16 protein-coding genes are annotated in these 15,029 nt (G+C 50.7%); 15 read left to right on the top strand and 1 reads right to left on the bottom strand.

Annotated features, from left to right (window positions below):
* The 14 genes from ABFC84_14380 to ABFC84_14315 form a co-directional block, all read left to right on the top strand.
* Window positions 1-200: sodium ion-translocating decarboxylase subunit beta (locus ABFC84_14380; GenBank protein ID MEN6413926.1), on the top strand; the 200-nt coding region annotated here is incomplete at its 5' end.
* 41 nt (window positions 201-241) lie between these two features.
* Entirely contained in the window at window positions 242-1,537 is a 1,296-nt protein-coding gene (locus ABFC84_14375) for an SLC13 family permease (protein ID MEN6413925.1), read from the top strand.
* A gap of 148 nt (window positions 1,538-1,685) precedes the next feature.
* Window positions 1,686-2,183, top strand: a complete 498-nt coding sequence (locus ABFC84_14370; GenBank protein ID MEN6413924.1) for a hypothetical protein — start codon at window positions 1,686-1,688, stop codon at window positions 2,181-2,183.
* An 11-nt stretch (window positions 2,184-2,194) separates the two neighbouring features.
* Window positions 2,195-2,476 carry a hypothetical protein gene (locus tag ABFC84_14365; GenBank protein MEN6413923.1) on the top strand — a complete coding sequence of 94 codons (282 nt, stop codon included), beginning with the start codon at window positions 2,195-2,197 and terminating at the stop codon, window positions 2,474-2,476.
* A 239-nt stretch (window positions 2,477-2,715) separates the two neighbouring features.
* The gene (locus ABFC84_14360) at window positions 2,716-4,107 is read left to right on the top strand and encodes a cytochrome ubiquinol oxidase subunit I (GenBank protein ID MEN6413922.1); all 1,392 of its coding nucleotides are present in this window, start codon (window positions 2,716-2,718) and stop codon (window positions 4,105-4,107) included.
* Complete coding sequence (gene cydB, locus ABFC84_14355; protein MEN6413921.1) at window positions 4,098-5,105, top strand: cytochrome d ubiquinol oxidase subunit II; 1,008 nt, start codon at window positions 4,098-4,100, stop codon at window positions 5,103-5,105. The genes ABFC84_14360 and cydB overlap by 10 nt, the downstream gene beginning before the upstream one ends.
* 72 nt (window positions 5,106-5,177) lie before the next feature.
* Window positions 5,178-6,902, top strand: coding sequence for a thiol reductant ABC exporter subunit CydD (gene cydD, locus ABFC84_14350; protein MEN6413920.1), 1,725 nt, complete (start codon window positions 5,178-5,180; stop codon window positions 6,900-6,902).
* Window positions 6,899-8,620 carry a thiol reductant ABC exporter subunit CydC gene (cydC, locus tag ABFC84_14345; GenBank protein MEN6413919.1) on the top strand — a complete coding sequence of 574 codons (1,722 nt, stop codon included), beginning with the start codon at window positions 6,899-6,901 and terminating at the stop codon, window positions 8,618-8,620. Before cydD ends, cydC begins: the two co-directional genes overlap by 4 nt.
* 208 nt (window positions 8,621-8,828) lie before the next feature.
* The gene (locus ABFC84_14340; GenBank protein MEN6413918.1) at window positions 8,829-9,035 is read left to right on the top strand and encodes a hypothetical protein; all 207 of its coding nucleotides are present in this window, start codon (window positions 8,829-8,831) and stop codon (window positions 9,033-9,035) included.
* A gap of 313 nt (window positions 9,036-9,348) precedes the next feature.
* On the top strand, window positions 9,349-10,287 hold the full coding sequence (gene mdh / locus ABFC84_14335; GenBank protein ID MEN6413917.1) for a malate dehydrogenase: 939 nt from the start codon (window positions 9,349-9,351) through the stop codon (window positions 10,285-10,287).
* 70 nt (window positions 10,288-10,357) lie between these two features.
* On the top strand, window positions 10,358-11,371 hold the full coding sequence (locus tag ABFC84_14330; GenBank protein ID MEN6413916.1) for an alpha-hydroxy-acid oxidizing protein: 1,014 nt from the start codon (window positions 10,358-10,360) through the stop codon (window positions 11,369-11,371).
* A 214-nt stretch (window positions 11,372-11,585) separates the two neighbouring features.
* Complete coding sequence (locus tag ABFC84_14325) at window positions 11,586-11,930, top strand: phage holin family protein (protein ID MEN6413915.1); 345 nt, start codon at window positions 11,586-11,588, stop codon at window positions 11,928-11,930.
* Between the two features lie 55 nt (window positions 11,931-11,985).
* Window positions 11,986-12,783: a Cof-type HAD-IIB family hydrolase gene (locus ABFC84_14320; protein ID MEN6413914.1), complete on the top strand. Its 798-nt coding sequence runs from the start codon at window positions 11,986-11,988 to the stop codon at window positions 12,781-12,783.
* 103 nt (window positions 12,784-12,886) lie between these two features.
* Entirely contained in the window at window positions 12,887-14,032 is a 1,146-nt protein-coding gene (locus tag ABFC84_14315; GenBank protein ID MEN6413913.1) for a glycerate kinase, read from the top strand.
* Window positions 14,033-14,116: 84 nt separating this feature from the next.
* On the opposite strand, the gene ABFC84_14310 is transcribed toward ABFC84_14315, so the two are convergent.
* Window positions 14,117-14,323, bottom strand: coding sequence for a hypothetical protein (locus ABFC84_14310; GenBank protein MEN6413912.1), 207 nt, complete (start codon window positions 14,321-14,323; stop codon window positions 14,117-14,119).
* A gap of 53 nt (window positions 14,324-14,376) precedes the next feature.
* Here ABFC84_14310 and ABFC84_14305 point away from each other — a divergent pair, with 53 nt between their 5' ends.
* Entirely contained in the window at window positions 14,377-14,958 is a 582-nt protein-coding gene (locus ABFC84_14305; protein ID MEN6413911.1) for a hypothetical protein, read from the top strand.
* The last annotated feature ends 71 nt before the right edge of the window (window positions 14,959-15,029 follow it).

Raw genomic sequence — 15,029 nt, 5'->3', positions numbered from 1 at the left:
ATTTCAGCGGCGGGAAGGTGAATCCGCTGATCGGCTCGGCAGGCGTGTCGGCAGTGCCGATGGCCGCCAGGGTCAGTCAGATCGTCGGGCAGAAAGCCAATCCCGGCAATTTCCTGCTGATGCATGCTATGGGACCGAACGTGGCCGGTGTTATCGGTACTGCTGTAGCCGCCGGCACCATGCTGGCAATGCTGAAATAATAACTGCCGGTGGAAATTAACCGATAAAAGGAGGAAGAAACGTGTCTCCAGCTCTGATTACACTTTTGGTATTGGGAGTAGTCGCGTTATTGTTTGTTACGGAAATTATTCCGCTGGAAATTACGGCAATGGGCGGCGCCATAGCTCTCGGCATTCTGGGCATTATTCCGATGAAGGTTGTATTTTCCGGCTTATCCAATTCCACAGTCGTTCTGTTTGCCGGCATGTTTGTCATCGGTGCGGCCATGTTTCATACCGGACTGGCGCAAAAACTGGGCGCGGCGATTGTCCGCTTAGCCGGAACCGGGGAAAACAGTTTGATGTTCGGTACGATGCTGATTGCCGCCTTGATTTCATCGGTATCATCCAACACAGGCGCCACGGCGGCTTTAATGCCTGTCATTATCGGTATTTGTTCAGTTGCGAGGATGCCGGCTTCCCGCCAGTTGATGCCGCTGGCGTATGGAGCCGGTCTGGGCGGTATGATTACCCTTGTGGGGACGCCGCCTAACATTATCGCCGCAGGGACTTTAAAGGCTGCAGGTTTTCAGCCGTTCGGCTTTTTTGAATTTGCCTGGATCGGCATTCCCCTTACAATAGCGGGGATTGCTTATATGATGTTTGCCGGAAAATATTTTCTGCCGAAAGAGCAGCTGACGCCGCAGGATTCAGCGGCAGATGCCGCGCCTATCGCAGCCAGCCAGACAGCGGCAGCTGCCGGCAGTGATTCAAAGAAAATGTGGATCACCGGGGCAACGCTGATTGGAGTCGTTATTGTCATGGCGCTTGATTTACCGCAGCTGCCATTGGAAGTGGCGGCTGTAATTGGTGCGATTATTTTGATCCTGACGAAATGCCTGACTGCAGACCAGGCTTATTCCGGCATAGACTGGGTAACTATTTTTCTGTTCGCCGGCATGATGCCGATAGCAACGGCGTTGGATCAAAGCGGGGCGGGCAAACTGATAGCCGATCAGGTTGTAAGTTTGCTGGGCGGCCATCCCCATCCGCTGATGGTGACCGCGGTGCTCTTCTTACTGTCAGGCGGTTTGACCCAGTTTATGTCCAATACAGCCTCTGCCGCATTGCTGGCGCCCATTGGCATATCTATTGCCCAAAGTCTTGGCGCCAGTCCTTATGCCGTGCTGATGGCCATTGCCGTCGCTGCTTCCTGTGCTTTTATAACGCCGGTGGGAACTCCGCCCAATACGCTGGTACTGGGACCCGGACGATATAAGTTTATGGATTATGTCAAAGCGGGAAGCGGACTGACAGTAGTTTGCTTTGTGTTGTCCCTGGTTATTATTCCGATTGTATGGCCGTTTTTCCCCAAATAGCAAATAAAATTAGTAGCGGCCAGTATCAGAGTATCATGCCGGCCATGCTGAAATCACTGATGGGATACGGCTGCAGGGCTATTCCGGGGGCAGATGATCATGCTGCCCCCTTGGTTTAGCGCATTCCACAGCCAAAAGTGGAGGACAGATGGAAATATATCGTGAACGATCACACTATAACAGCAGCAAACTGATCTGGCTTTGGCTGGCTGCCGCCGTGCTGGCAGTGTGGCTGGGCGAAGAACTGCACTCCGTTTGGACAGGCAGGCCAAGTCTTTTGGGAATTGGGTATATTGTTTGTTTTATCGGCCTGCTGCTCTGGCGCTATGCGATCCGTTACACCTACAGCCTGACAAAACAGCAGCTGGTGATTCGCAGTCATTTTCTCTGGCTTTCCCGCACTTTTACAGTAGACTTGAATTCGGTGGAGAGTTACTCCGATCAATATGTAAAAAAGTTATTTAACCGTAACGGGATAAAACGTTATGTGTACCGCTATTCTTCCGGCGACGGCAATCTCATCAGGATTATTGTTTTTCATTGCAAGGGAGAGCGGCAGGCCGTGCTGATTAAGGTGCAGGATTGTTTTATGGATGAACTCAGCAGGCTGCTTCCGGGTAAATACAGGGAGACAGCAAATCAGTGAGGTGATGGCTGATGAGTGAAGCGGAACAGGCAGCAAGAATTATTTTATTGTTTTTCATTGTTTTACTCATTACTTTTATCACTTCTAAAATCATTGGCGAAGAGCGGAAGACTCAGTGGTTTAAAAAACGGCAGCGAAATTCATTTTTTACCAGACGGGGAATTTTGGGTGAAGCCTGCTGCTTTGGGGTTCCCTGCAAATGGCAGGGGTTAGCGGTGGCTTTTCTTATGCTTGGCAGTATCGGTATAATCAGTTATTTGCTGCTGTTTGTGCTAGGTTCTAATTCGTTATAATGACAACGGTTTAACGTTTATATCAAGTTAAGGAAAAGCATCCTGCGGATAAAAAGGTCACGCGGGATGTTTTTATTGTGGGTCAACAGCAAATTCAGCAAGCTTCTTTTTATGCGGATAAAAGAACAGCAGGCCAAAAATGAATTGACAAAACAAGATAGTAGATAGTACAATTTAGCTATGGATAAGAAATATCCATAGCTAAAAAATACTAATTAACGCGAAGGGAGAGTAAGCGGATGACAGAATTGTTATTGGCACGCTGGCAATTTGGCATTACTACCACCTATCATTTCTTATTTGTACCGTTGACTCTGGGTTTGTCCATCCTGCTGGCTATTATGGAGACAATCTATGTCCGGACCGGTAATCAACGGTACAAAAAGATGACTCAATTTTGGGGGAAGCTGTTTTTAATTAATTTTGCCTTAGGCGTGGTAACCGGTATTGTCCAGGAGTTCCATTTCGGGATGAACTGGTCGGAATATTCCCGCTTTATGGGGGATATTTTTGGCGCTCCTTTGGCAATGGAAGCATTAACGGCATTTTTTCTGGAGTCGACTTTTTTAGGGTTGTGGATCTTCGGCTGGGAGCGTCTGCCGAAACGGCTGCACGCCGCAACTATCTGGATCGTGGCGCTGGCCAGCAATTTATCGGCTTTCTGGATTCTGGTCGCCAATTCGTTCATGCAGTCGCCGGTAGGGTATGTTTTGCGGAACGGCCGGGCGGAAATGATTGATTTTACCGCACTTGTTACCAATCCTTATGTGGCGTTTCAGTATTCTCACACTTTTTTTTCCGCGCTGACAACAGCCGGCGTTTTTGTTACGGCGATCAGTGCGTATTACTTGTTAAAGGAAAGCTATCGGGAATATTTCCTGCCGTCGTTTCGGTTGGGAGTTGTTTGTATGCTGCTCGGGGCGGTGCTGGCTGGAGGGACAGGACATTTACAGGCGCAAAATATTGCTAAGGTTCAGCCGATGAAACTGGCTGCCGTGGAGGCGCTGTGGGAAACGGATTCATCGGCGCCGCTGGCTCTATATGCTTCCATTGATGAAGAAAAACGGCTGAACAGCAGCGAAATCAGTATTCCGGGAGCGCTCAGCTTCATGGTACATAATTCTTTTACCGGCGAGGTGAAGGGTATTAATAATCTGCAGGCAGAATACACGGCTGAATTTGGGCCGGGCAATTATATTCCTCAGGTGACGCCGTTGTTTTGGAGTTTTCATATCATGTTTTTAACCGGCGGCTGGCTGGTGCTGCTTGCCGCGCTCGGTGTTTTATTGCTGCTTACCGGGCGCCTTGAATCTCAGCGCTGGTTTTTATGGGCAGCCTTGTGGACGCTGCCGGTTCCCTATATTGCCAATTCTACGGGCTGGTTTGTGACGGAAATAGGGCGGCAGCCCTGGATCGTTTACGGACTGCAGCGGGTGGAGCAGGCGGTTTCTCCCGGTGTGCCGGCGCCCAGTATTTGGATCTCGCTGATTGGCTTTACCTTGGTTTATGGTGTGCTGGCGTTGTCGGCGGTGTATTTGGGGCGGAAGATTATTCTGCAGGGACCTGACATCGGTCATGGCCGGGAGCAGCAGCAATCTAAGGCGACGAAGGAGGCGGCATTATGGAGCTGAATGTCCTATGGTTTATTCTGATAACGGTTCTGTTTGTCGGGTTTTTCTTTCTGGAGGGGTTTGACTATGGCGTAGGAATTCTGCTGCCCTTTTTAGGAAAAAATGATACGGAACGGCGAATGCTGATTCAAACCATCGGGCCGGTCTGGGACGGCAATGAAGTCTGGATGATTACGGCCGGCGGTGCGTTGTTTGCCGCTTTTCCCTCGGCATATGCCACGTTATTCAGCGGTTTTTATCTTGCTTTGTTTTTGCTGCTGCTGGGCTTGATTGTACGGGGGGCGGCTTTCGAATTTCGCAGCAGGGATGAAAGCCCGGGCTGGCGATCAACCTGGGATGGGATGATTTTTATCGGCAGCTTTCTGCCGGCTCTCCTTTGGGGTGTTGCAGTGACTAATTTAATCCAAGGGGTCCCTATTAATGATAAAATGCAGTATGTGGGAACTTTCTTTGACTTGCTCAGTTTATATACCGTTGTGGGTGGTCTGGCGTTTTTACTGGTGTTTACGTTCCATGGCTCCCTATTTCTGACCTTGAAGGTGGAGAAGGGGAATTTGATGGAACGGGCCCGCAAAATAGCGCTGGCGGTTGGCGTGGCTGCCGCTGTCGTATTTTTGGGACTGGTGGGACTGACATATACGAATACCGGCTTGTTTAGAAACAGCGGCGCTGCAGTCAGTTTATTGGCGGCTGTTCTGGCTTTTGTCTTTGCTTATTGTTTCGTGTATGGGCGCCGGTTTGGTCTGGCGTTCGTCTTAAACAGTTTATCGGTGGCTTTGACAACGGCTGCCTTTTTCTGGGGCTTGTTTCCCCGGCTGATGGTATCCAGTTTGAATCCGGAGTGGAGCCTGACTATTTACAATGCTGCTTCTACTCCGTATACTTTAAAAATCATGACGATAGCCGCACTGATTCTGGTTCCGGTCATTCTTCTTTATCAGGGCTGGACTTATTGGGTGTTCCGTAAACGGGTTACTGCCAAAGATTTGGAATACTAGCAGCCGGATTCACGTTTCAACCGGTTACGGGGTGGGCTTTGCTCACCCCGTTCCCAGTTCAGGGAGGAGTTTATGATTGATAAAAGACTGCTGGGCCTGCTCAGAGACAAGAAAAATTTACCGACGGTGCTGGGCCTTGGTGCAGCCGGCGGAGTGCTGGCTGTTTTGCAGGCTGATTTTCTGGCAAAGATTATAAATGGGGTCTTTTTGGCGGGAATGGCCTTGGATGCGGTCTGGCCCTGGCTGCAGGGATTGCTGGGCGTCATTCTGCTGCGGGGGGCAGTGGCGTGGGCGGCCGGGGTTCTGTCCCATTCCCTTGCCGCGGCGGTACAGGATGATATCCGGCAGCGGCTGGTGCAGCAGATGTTTGCGTTGGGACCGGTACGGCTGGCAGCGGTGGAAACGGGGAAGCTGGTGAATTTGCTGACCCAGGGGGTGGATAATTTAGAACCCTATTTTGCCCGTTATTTTCCCCAGCTGGCAACAGCGGTAGTGGTTCCGGTTATTATTTTGACGGCAGCGTTTCCGGTGGACCTTTCCAGCGGGCTGCTGCTGCTGCTGTCGGCGCCGCTGATTCCGCTGTTTATGATTTTGATCGGCAAAGCCGCCGCTGGGAAGAATCAGCGGCAGTGGCAGACGCTGTCCCGGCTGAACGCTCATTTTCTCGATGTAGTGCAAGGGCTGACGACACTGAAGCTGTTTGGCCGCAGCTTGGAACAGATTCAGGTGATTGCCCGGGTTAGCGACCGGTTCCGGGATACGACTTTGGGAGTGCTGCGCATTGCTTTCCTTTCCGGTATGGTGCTGGAACTGTTATCGACAATGAGTATTGCTCTGGTGGCGGTGACTGTGGGCTTGAAGCTGCTGTATGGCAGGTTGGAATTTGTTCAGGCTTTTTTTCTGCTGCTGCTGGCGCCGGAATTTTATTTGCCCATCCGGCTGCTGGGAAACCACTTTCATGCCGGTATGGCGGGAAAGGCAGCGGCTGAGGATATTTTCCGGCTGCTGGAACAAAAGGCTGACAGACCGGCTGGCGGGATGAAAGCTTTGTCCCGTCAGCAGCAGATCAGCGTTGTTTTTCAGCAGGTTTGCTTTTCTTATTCGCAACAGGAGCTGCCTGTTCTGCGGGAGCTTTCTTTTCGCTTGGAGCCGGGGGCGAAGGTCGCGCTGGTGGGCCCTAATGGGGCGGGAAAAACGACGGCTGCCCACTTGCTGCTGGGGTTTATTCAGCCTACGGCCGGCAGAATCTTGGTTAACGGAATACCGCTGCTGGAGATCCGCCCCGAAGACTGGCTGCGGCAGGTGGCTTTTGTTCCTCAGTTTCCTTATGTATTCCGGGGTACGGTGGCGGACAATATTAGGCTGGGCCTGCGGACGGCGGGGAGCGATGAGGTATTGACAGCGGCGCGGGCGGCGCGGGCGGCTGAGTTTATTGATCAGCTGCCTCAGGGTTTTGATACGATCATCGGCGACGGCGGTTTGCCCCTAAGCGGCGGAGAAATTCAGCGGCTGGCGTTTGCCAGAGCCTTTTTGCGGGATGCGCCGCTGCTGGTATTGGATGAAGCCACAACAGCTTTGGATCCTCAAGGGGAAATGGATATTCGCCGGAGCCTGGAACAATTAATGGCCGGCAGGACGGTATTGATGATTGCCCACCGGCTGGTTACTATACGGAGCGCCGACCGGATTTGTGTTTTGGAAAACGGCTGTCTGACGGAATCGGGCAGTCATGCTGAGTTGGTTTCAGCCGGAGGCCGTTATGCCGCAATGGTATCGGCGGGAGGGATTAGTATATGAAAGCGATGAAACAATTGTTTTCGATTCTGCTGCCGCTTTGGCCGCCAATGCTGCTGGCGGCGGCTCTTGGAGTGCTGACAGTCGGCAGCGGCGTTGGCCTGATGGGCGTTGCCGCTTTTTTGCTTGCCAGTGCCGCGCTGCATCCGTCTATCGGGGAGTTGTCGGCGGCTATTGCCGGAGTGCGGCTGTTTGGCTTGTCACGGGCTGTTTTGCGCTACTTGGAGCGATATTTGTCCCATAATGCCACTTTTCGGCTGCTGAGCCGTCTGCGGGTATGGCTGTATACTCAATTGGAACCCCTGGCACCGGCAGGATTGGAAGAATATCACAGTGGACAGCTGTTAAAACGGATGGTCTTGGATGTGGATCAGCTGCAGTTTTTTTATCTGCGGGTGTTGTCTCCCTTTATGGTCGCTTTATTGATACTGCTTGCCATGGCGTACTGGCTCAGCGGTTTCAGTATGGAAGCCGCCTGGCTGCTGGCAGCCGGTTTTGCCGTTACCGGTCTGCTGCTGCCGGCAGTGCTTCAGGCGGGCAGTAAAACAATGGAGCAGCGAATCTCCGGTTCCAAAGAACAGCTGCATACGCTGTTAATTGATTGTGTCGGCGGGATGAGCGAATTGTCGGCCTTTGACCGGACCGGGTTGTATCGGGAACGGCTGGCTGCTGCCAATGACCGGCTGACAGTGCTGGGAAGAAGGAGATCCCATTATTTTGCTTTGGCGGATTCTTGCGGTGGATTGGGAATGAATTTAACCGTATGGGTACTGCTGGTCATTACCATACCATTAGTGGGACAGGGGTCTGTCAGCGGAATTCAGCTGGCGGTGCTGGTTTTGGCAGTACAGAGCTGTTTTGAAGCGGTGCTGCCGCTGACAGTGGTGCCTCATTATTTTCAGGCAAGTCTGCAGGCGGCAAAGCGGCTTTTCTTGTTAACGGATAAACGACCGGCAGCAGCTTTCGGCAATGGGATTGTGCCGCAGCATTTTTCTATTGAAGTGAAAAATCTGGGGTTTAGTTACGACGGAACAACGCCGGTGCTTGATCGGGTGTCTTTTTCTCTGCCTGTCGGGAAAAAATTGGCCATTGTGGGAGATAACGGCGCCGGTAAAAGCACGCTTTTTTCCTTGCTGTTAGGGTTTCGGCCGGTGCGGCAGGGGGCGATTTGTTTTAATGGGATAGACATACGGGAGTTTAAGCCGGAAGATTTGCGCTGCCGGTTTGGAGTCGTACCCCAGCAGACTCATATTTTCCACGGCAGTATTCGGGACAATATTTTACTGGCGAAGCCGGAGGCAGATGAACGGGAGTTTGTCTCCGCCGCGGTCAATTCCGGCGTGGATGGTTTTGTCAGACTGCTGCCTCAGGGCTATGATACTCTGGTAGGGGAAAACGGGCACCGGCTTTCCGGCGGCCAGCGTCAGCGCCTGGCTATTGCCAGAGCTCTGCTTAAAGAAGCACCGGTGCTGCTGCTGGACGAACCCACAGCCGGGTTGGATGCCGGAGCGGAACGGGGCATTATGGCGGTTGTGGAAACAGCTATGTCCGGAAGAACTACGCTCCTTATTACTCACCGTCTGCTGGGATTGGAGACGATGGATGAGATCCTGGTTATGAAGCAGGGAAGAGTGGTGGAGCGTGGGACACACCAGCAGCTTATGGCGGTGAAGGGGTTGTTTTACACTCTATGGAAGCTTCAGCAGGAAGCAGTGTTTTAAAATTTGACAAAGAGATTATTCCGTGGTATACTACATTATTGTCAAATACCAAATATAAACCGTCCTGTGACGGTAATCTGAAAGAAAGAGTTAGAATTACCCAAGTTCTCTCTGTTCTATCGCGTATTGGTAAAGATAAGAGGTAATTGCGGCTGATAACAGGCGTAAGTCTGTTGTAATTACCAATCCATAGTAGGGAGGAACAAAAATGAATATTGAACAGCGTATCTATGCCGTTGGGAAAAGGCTGGTTGCTTTAGGCTACTATCCCTTCCAGGTAAAAAATATTATCCAGGATGTAATTGGTAATATTCAATTAGAAGATACAAGTCCTGTGCAGCGTATTCAAGTCATTAATGCCTTGGAAAATTATGAAAAACTTGGCAATGAATTCTTGTTATGCTACAGTAAATAAGAGCCGTCAGGCTCTTATTTTTGTTGTAGAATGGGCGATGGCTACTATTATAGCTATCATCGCAAGGCGTTAGCCGCGGCGATCTTACGGCGGATGGGTGCAATTTGCAGCAGAGAGATTGCTTCGCTGCCGCTCGCAATGACAGCGCCAAGTACCAAGCTCCAACCAGAAAATACAGAATTATTATTAAAGTGGTTCAATATAAAGTGGGACAGCCTTGATTTTTTTCCCAGCATTTGCTATAATTAGAGTTGGGCTTATGGGATAGTCCGTACATAAAACGCATAATTCAAATAAGAGGGGGCATTTGTTTATGAAAGTTACCGTTGTAGGTGCTGGTAATGTAGGCGCAACCTGCGCGTATGTGCTTGCCCAAAAGGAAATTGCCAGTGAAGTTGTTTTGTTGGATATTAAAGAGGGCCTTTCCGAAGGGAAAGCAATGGACATGATGCAGACTGCTGCTCTGCTTAATTTTGACAGCAGATTGATTGGCAGTACCAATGATTACAGTAAAACCGCCGGTTCCAGTGTTGTAGTCATTACTTCCGGTATTCCCCGTAAACCGGGTATGAGCCGGGAGGATTTGATTGGAACGAACGCCGGCATTGTTAACGGCGTAGTTTCAAATGTTTTGAAATATTCACCGGACGCAGTTATCGTTGTAATCAGCAACCCAATGGATACTATGACTTACCTTACTCTTAAAACCAGCGGCATACCGAAGAATCGCATTATCGGTATGGGCGGTCTTCTGGACAGCAACCGTTTCAAATATAATCTGGGTCAGGCGCTTGGCCGTCCTGCTACCGACATTCAGGGCATCGTTATCGGCGGTCATGGCGACAAGACCATGATTCCGTTGGCTCGTTTCGCTACCTATATGGGCATTCCGGCTGCCGATCTGCTGGATGCTGAAGCTTTGCAGAAAGTTGTTGCCGACACTATGGTTGGCGGGGCTACTTTGACTAAATTACTGGGAACCTCCGCTTGGTATGCTCCCGGCGCTGCCGGAGCTACTCTGGTAGAAGCCATCGTTCGCGACGAAAAGAAGCTTATGGCTTGCTGCGTAGCGTTGGACGGCGAATACGGTCAGAAAGATATCTGTATTGGCGTTCCTGTTGTAGTTGGCAAAAACGGCGTGGAGAAAATTGTGGAATACAAACTCAACGACGCAGAGAAAGCCAAATTTGCCGAGAGTGCTGCTGCGGTTCGCAAGACGAACAGCGTGCTCCACGATATGAAATTAATCTGATTAATTTTCCGTTAATTAAAGAAGGCAGCTCGGGAGAGCTGCCTTCTTTTAATAACTGGGGGGAGAACATATGGACTTGCAAACGGTTCGTAAAATCGCCCGGGATAAATTCAAGGGCAGCTGCCGGGTCTGTCCAGTATGCAATGGTGTGGCTTGCGCCGGGGAAGTACCCGGCATGGGCGGGTTGGGAACAGGAGCAGGGTTTAAAAATAATATACAGGCATTAGCAGGCTGTCGGCTGAATTTGCGCACCGTTCATAATGTGGAGCAGCCTAAAATGGCTTGCCGCATTCTCGGGATGAATCTGTCTCTGCCGGTGATTGGGGCGGCTATTGGCGGGATAGGCTTCAATATGAATGAAGCGCTCACTGAAGGTGAGTACACTGCCGCCGTCGTATCCGGCTGTCGTCAGGCCGGGATTATCAGCATGACCGGCGACGGCCCCAAGCCGCTGGTGTTTAACGCCGGGATGGAGGCAATTCAGGCGGAAGATGGCTGGGGAATTCCTATTTTTAAACCGCGCGAAACCGATAAGATTATTGAAAAGGCAAAGCTGGCGGCTGCTGCCGGAGCGCCGGCCTTTGGTATTGATATTGATGCCGCGGCACTGATTAATATGACAAATGCCGGTCAGCAGGTGGGACCGAAGACCCAGGCCGATTTGGCGTATATCAAGCAGCATACTACGATACCGTTTATCGTAAAGGGCATTATGACCCGGGACGAAGCGGAAATGTGCCGGCTGGCCGGTGTCGATGCGATTGTAGTATCGAATCACGGCGGGCGGTCGCTTGATTATACACCGGGAACGGCTGAGGTGCTGCCCCACATTGCCAAAGCGGTTAAAGGAAAGCTAACGATTCTTGCTGACGGTGGCATACGAAGCGGCGCTGACGTATTGAAGATGCTGGCGTTGGGAGCCGATGCCGTTCTGGTCGGCCGGCCGCTGGCCATTGGCGCTGTGGGCGGCGGTAAGGAAGGCGTAATGCTAACGGTGCAGAAACTGGCCGGTGAATTGCGGGCTGCTATGGTGCTGACAGGAACCGCCGATGCTGCTGCGGTTTCGCAAGATATTCTTTGCTAGCGGGGGAGAACCCAGAGAAGGTTATGGGGATTTTGAACCGCGAAGGGGGTGTAGTGGGGGAGTTTGAACCGCAGAGAAGGCAGAGGGGTTACGGTTTTATGTTGTTAGAAAAAAATATTGCCAGCGATTGGTCCAGCGGGATATAATAGATTTGTCGGAAATAAACCATGGATCTTTTTTGGGAAATACCCTGCTTAAAGGAGGGAACAGCGCGGTGTGTGGCTTTTTACTGCGCATTATCATTAATTCAGTGATTTTATTTTTTTTAATGGCCGAAATACCGGGGGTTTTTGTGGATACCTTGGGTGGAACCTTATTGGGAGCTGCGATTATCGGGCTGGCGAATGCGGCAGTGCGGCCCATTTTGACACTGGCGGCGATGCCGTTTAATTGGGTTACACTGGGTGGGTTTACTTTTTTCACCAATATACTGGCACCGCTGATGGTTGTTAAAATGCTGCCGGGATTTCAGGTTTCCAGCTTTTTGGCACCCATGGCCAGTGTTATTGTAATGACACTGTGCAGCTCTACTTTGTCGAAGGTAATTCATGATCGTTGATGAGAATTTTGCCTAAAGCAGAGTTCTCATTTTTTCCCTTAGTTAGGAGGTAAGTATGTCGATACGATTGGTAGCTGTGGATTTGGATGATACGTTATTAGATAACAATACGGCTGTTTCCCTCCGGACGCGGCAGGCAATTCAGACGGCCATCGAGCAGGGAGTAACGGTGACAGTCGCTACGGGGCGGATGTATCCGTCGGCGCTGCCCTATGCCAGGCAGCTGAAGCTGGATGTACCGATTATCACTTATAATGGAGCGATGATCACGGCTTGCTTATCGGAAAAAAGATTATATTACCGGCCATTGGATTATGCTGTGGCGTGTCAGGTTTTAGAACTATTTCGGGAGCGGGGCTGGTATATTCAATCTTACGTGAATGATGTGCTGTATGTCAGGGAAAAAAATGACAGGACCAGACGGTATGAGAAAGCGGCGGGTGTTACGGCCCGGGAAATAGGCGACAAGCTTTATCGGCCACCGGTGGCGCCGACCAAAATGCTGGTCATTGCGGAACCGGAGAGATTGGACGAAATTAGAGAAACGGTAAAATCAATGTTTGGAGAACGGCTTTATGTCGCTAATTCTAAATCAATTTATTTGGAAATCGCTCATTCTACAGTGAATAAAGGCCGGGCTTTGGCATTTTTAACCGATCAGCTCCATATTAACCGCCAGGAAGTAATGGCGGTGGGAGATTCTATTAACGATTTAGATATGATCGAATACGCCGGCTGGGGAGTGGCTATGGGGAACGGGGCGGATGCCGTGAAGGAGGCCGCTCAGGCGGTTACTTTGCGTAATGATGAAGACGGTGTGGCGGCAGCCATTGAAAAATATGTTTTACGTTAACAAAAATAGCGAAGCAGCAGGAATATAACAATATTTACTCTAATATTCTAAATATACATATTAATTTTAGCCAATGACTGGCTGAATGGAGAGTGACTGGACAATGAATATTGTAGTAGCTCCGGATTCTTATAAAGGCAGTGTTTCGGCAATGGGTGTGGCCAATGCTATGGAACAAGGCGTGCTGGCGGTATTCCCTGAAGCAACAGTGCAGAAGCTGCCGATTGCGGACGGCGGTGAAGGAACGGTGGAAGCACTGGTAGCATCTACCGGCGGGCAAATGATTCAGGAAGAAGTGGTTGGCCCGCTTGGTACGCCGATAAAGTCTTATTGGGGAATACTGGGCGACGGGGAAACGGCGATTATTGAGATGGCCGCTGCTTCCGGCCTGCCCCTTGTGCCAAAAGATAAAAGAGATCCCCGGATTACTACTACTTATGGTACCGGGCAGCTGATTCAAGCCGCTTTGCAAAAAGGACTGAATAAGATCATTATCGGGATTGGCGGCAGTGCTACGAATGATGGCGGAGCCGGCATGGTACAGGCCTTGGGGGCAAAATTCCTGGATGCTTCCGGCACTCCGCTGCCCCAGGGCGGCGCTTCACTGGCTAAACTGGCTCAAATTGATCTTTCCGGTTTGGATAAACGGTTGGCAGCGGCGGATCTTATGGTTGCCTGTGATGTGGATAATCCACTGTGCGGGCCGCGGGGGGCTTCGGCGGTATTCGGGCCGCAAAAGGGTGCGACGTCGGCGATGATTGCCGAATTGGATAAGGCTTTGAAAATTTATGCTCAGTTAGCTGCCAAGGCGACCGGCAAGGACATTGCCGAATGTTCCGGCGCCGGGGCAGCCGGCGGATTAGGTGCCGGATTGTTGTTCTTTACGAATGCTAAACTGCGTCCGGGGGTTGAGATTGTTTTGGAAGCCGCCGGATTTGCCGCCATGGTGGAAGCCGCCGATTTGGTTATTACCGGTGAAGGCCGGACGGATTTTCAGACGGCTTTTGGCAAGGCGCCGGTGGGTGTGGCAAAAGTAGCAAAACAATGGAAGGTACCGGTGGTCTGCCTTGCGGGCGGCTTGGGGCAGGGAGCCGACGATGTGCTGCAGCAGGGGATTGACGGCTTAATGAGCATAATTCCCCAGCCTATGACGCTGGAAGAGTGTATGGAAAACGGCGCGGCGCTGATTGAAACGGCTACCGCTCGCTTATGCCGCCTGGTTCAGGTTGGCATGCAGGTTCGTAAATAAGAAATCGAAGCAGATAACAAAAGAACGATTGCCATTTCTTCCGGCAATCGTTCTTTTGTTATCTTTCTTAAATAATGACAGAATTTAGTACCAAGTGCTATTTTTTCGTTCCTCGTCCCTCGCAATATGAGCTGCGTGCCAAAAGCCAAAAGCCAACAGCCAACAGCCAAAAGCCAACAGCTCATCGCCAATAGCCACTCCCCAGCCCCGGCAGTTCTCCATACTGTTCCCCGCTTTTTCCCCTACGATTTTATATACATTTTTGTCAAAAAGCAGTTTACTGATCCCCATGTCAGGAATATATGTAGATGAGGGATAAATTCGGGGCAAAGGAGGAAGGGGTTATGATGCGGTTTATGCGGCAGGAGTGGAAATTTTTTATCGTTCTGCTGCTTGTTATCGTGGCATTGGGCGTGATTTATTATGAGTACAGGCAATACAAAGAGGAGCATCAGGCGGCCCAGGCGGCAGCGCAGCCGGCTGTTACCATTAATACCGCCGGGGAAAAGTCTAAATCAGGTGAACCGCAAGTCGTCTATGTACAAGGGCAGAATACCAATACGAAAGAAATTGTCTATGTTCCCCGGGAGGTGGACTCTCAAACCGGACAGGCGGAGAAAACCGATGTCCAGTTTGAACGGCAGCAGGAAAAAATCTACGTCAAAGTAAATGGTAAGGACTTTGAGATTCCGGCCAATGTTAAGGAGAGCACTAAGTTTGAAAATGGCAAGCTGGTGGTAATGGAGCAGTCGGAAATGCAGGTCAAGCTCACAGCCCCTAAGCCTGCCTTTAATTTAGGCGTGGGATGGTCCAGGGAAGGGGCGGCGGTGCAAGTCAACGGGCCATTGTATAAGAATGTCTCCTGGTGGGTATATGGTGATAAAAAGACGATGGCGGGAGGACTGCAGTTTCCTATTATGAAGTAAGGAAAAACCGGGGCCTTTTTGCTTTTTTGGCCGATTTGCCCTATAATTAATGGTACCGAAAAGAGGGCTGT

The sequence above is a fragment of the Veillonellales bacterium genome (assembly GCA_039680175.1).
Lineage (GTDB): Bacteria > Bacillota > Negativicutes > JAAYSF01 > JAAYSF01 > JBDKTO01.
The sequence above is the reverse complement of the archived record's forward strand: the minus strand, read 5'-3'. Positions and strand labels throughout refer to the sequence as shown.

What these genes read in the sequence shown, in the direction of transcription:
- ABFC84_14310 (MEN6413912.1), bottom strand. Translation starts at nt 14,323, where the DNA reads ATGGGGATCAGTAAACTGCTTTTTGACAAAAATGTATATAAAATCGTA.
- ABFC84_14360 (MEN6413922.1), top strand. Translation starts at nt 2,716, where the DNA reads ATGACAGAATTGTTATTGGCACGCTGGCAATTTGGCATTACTACCACC.
- ABFC84_14305 (MEN6413911.1), top strand. Translation starts at nt 14,377, where the DNA reads ATGATGCGGTTTATGCGGCAGGAGTGGAAATTTTTTATCGTTCTGCTG.
- cydD (MEN6413920.1), top strand. Translation starts at nt 5,178, where the DNA reads ATGATTGATAAAAGACTGCTGGGCCTGCTCAGAGACAAGAAAAATTTA.
- ABFC84_14330 (MEN6413916.1), top strand. Translation starts at nt 10,358, where the DNA reads ATGGACTTGCAAACGGTTCGTAAAATCGCCCGGGATAAATTCAAGGGC.
- ABFC84_14365 (MEN6413923.1), top strand. Translation starts at nt 2,195, where the DNA reads ATGAGTGAAGCGGAACAGGCAGCAAGAATTATTTTATTGTTTTTCATT.
- mdh (MEN6413917.1), top strand. Translation starts at nt 9,349, where the DNA reads ATGAAAGTTACCGTTGTAGGTGCTGGTAATGTAGGCGCAACCTGCGCG.
- ABFC84_14320 (MEN6413914.1), top strand. Translation starts at nt 11,986, where the DNA reads ATGTCGATACGATTGGTAGCTGTGGATTTGGATGATACGTTATTAGAT.
- ABFC84_14370 (MEN6413924.1), top strand. Translation starts at nt 1,686, where the DNA reads ATGGAAATATATCGTGAACGATCACACTATAACAGCAGCAAACTGATC.
- cydB (MEN6413921.1), top strand. Translation starts at nt 4,098, where the DNA reads ATGGAGCTGAATGTCCTATGGTTTATTCTGATAACGGTTCTGTTTGTC.
- ABFC84_14340 (MEN6413918.1), top strand. Translation starts at nt 8,829, where the DNA reads ATGAATATTGAACAGCGTATCTATGCCGTTGGGAAAAGGCTGGTTGCT.
- ABFC84_14315 (MEN6413913.1), top strand. Translation starts at nt 12,887, where the DNA reads ATGAATATTGTAGTAGCTCCGGATTCTTATAAAGGCAGTGTTTCGGCA.
- cydC (MEN6413919.1), top strand. Translation starts at nt 6,899, where the DNA reads ATGAAAGCGATGAAACAATTGTTTTCGATTCTGCTGCCGCTTTGGCCG.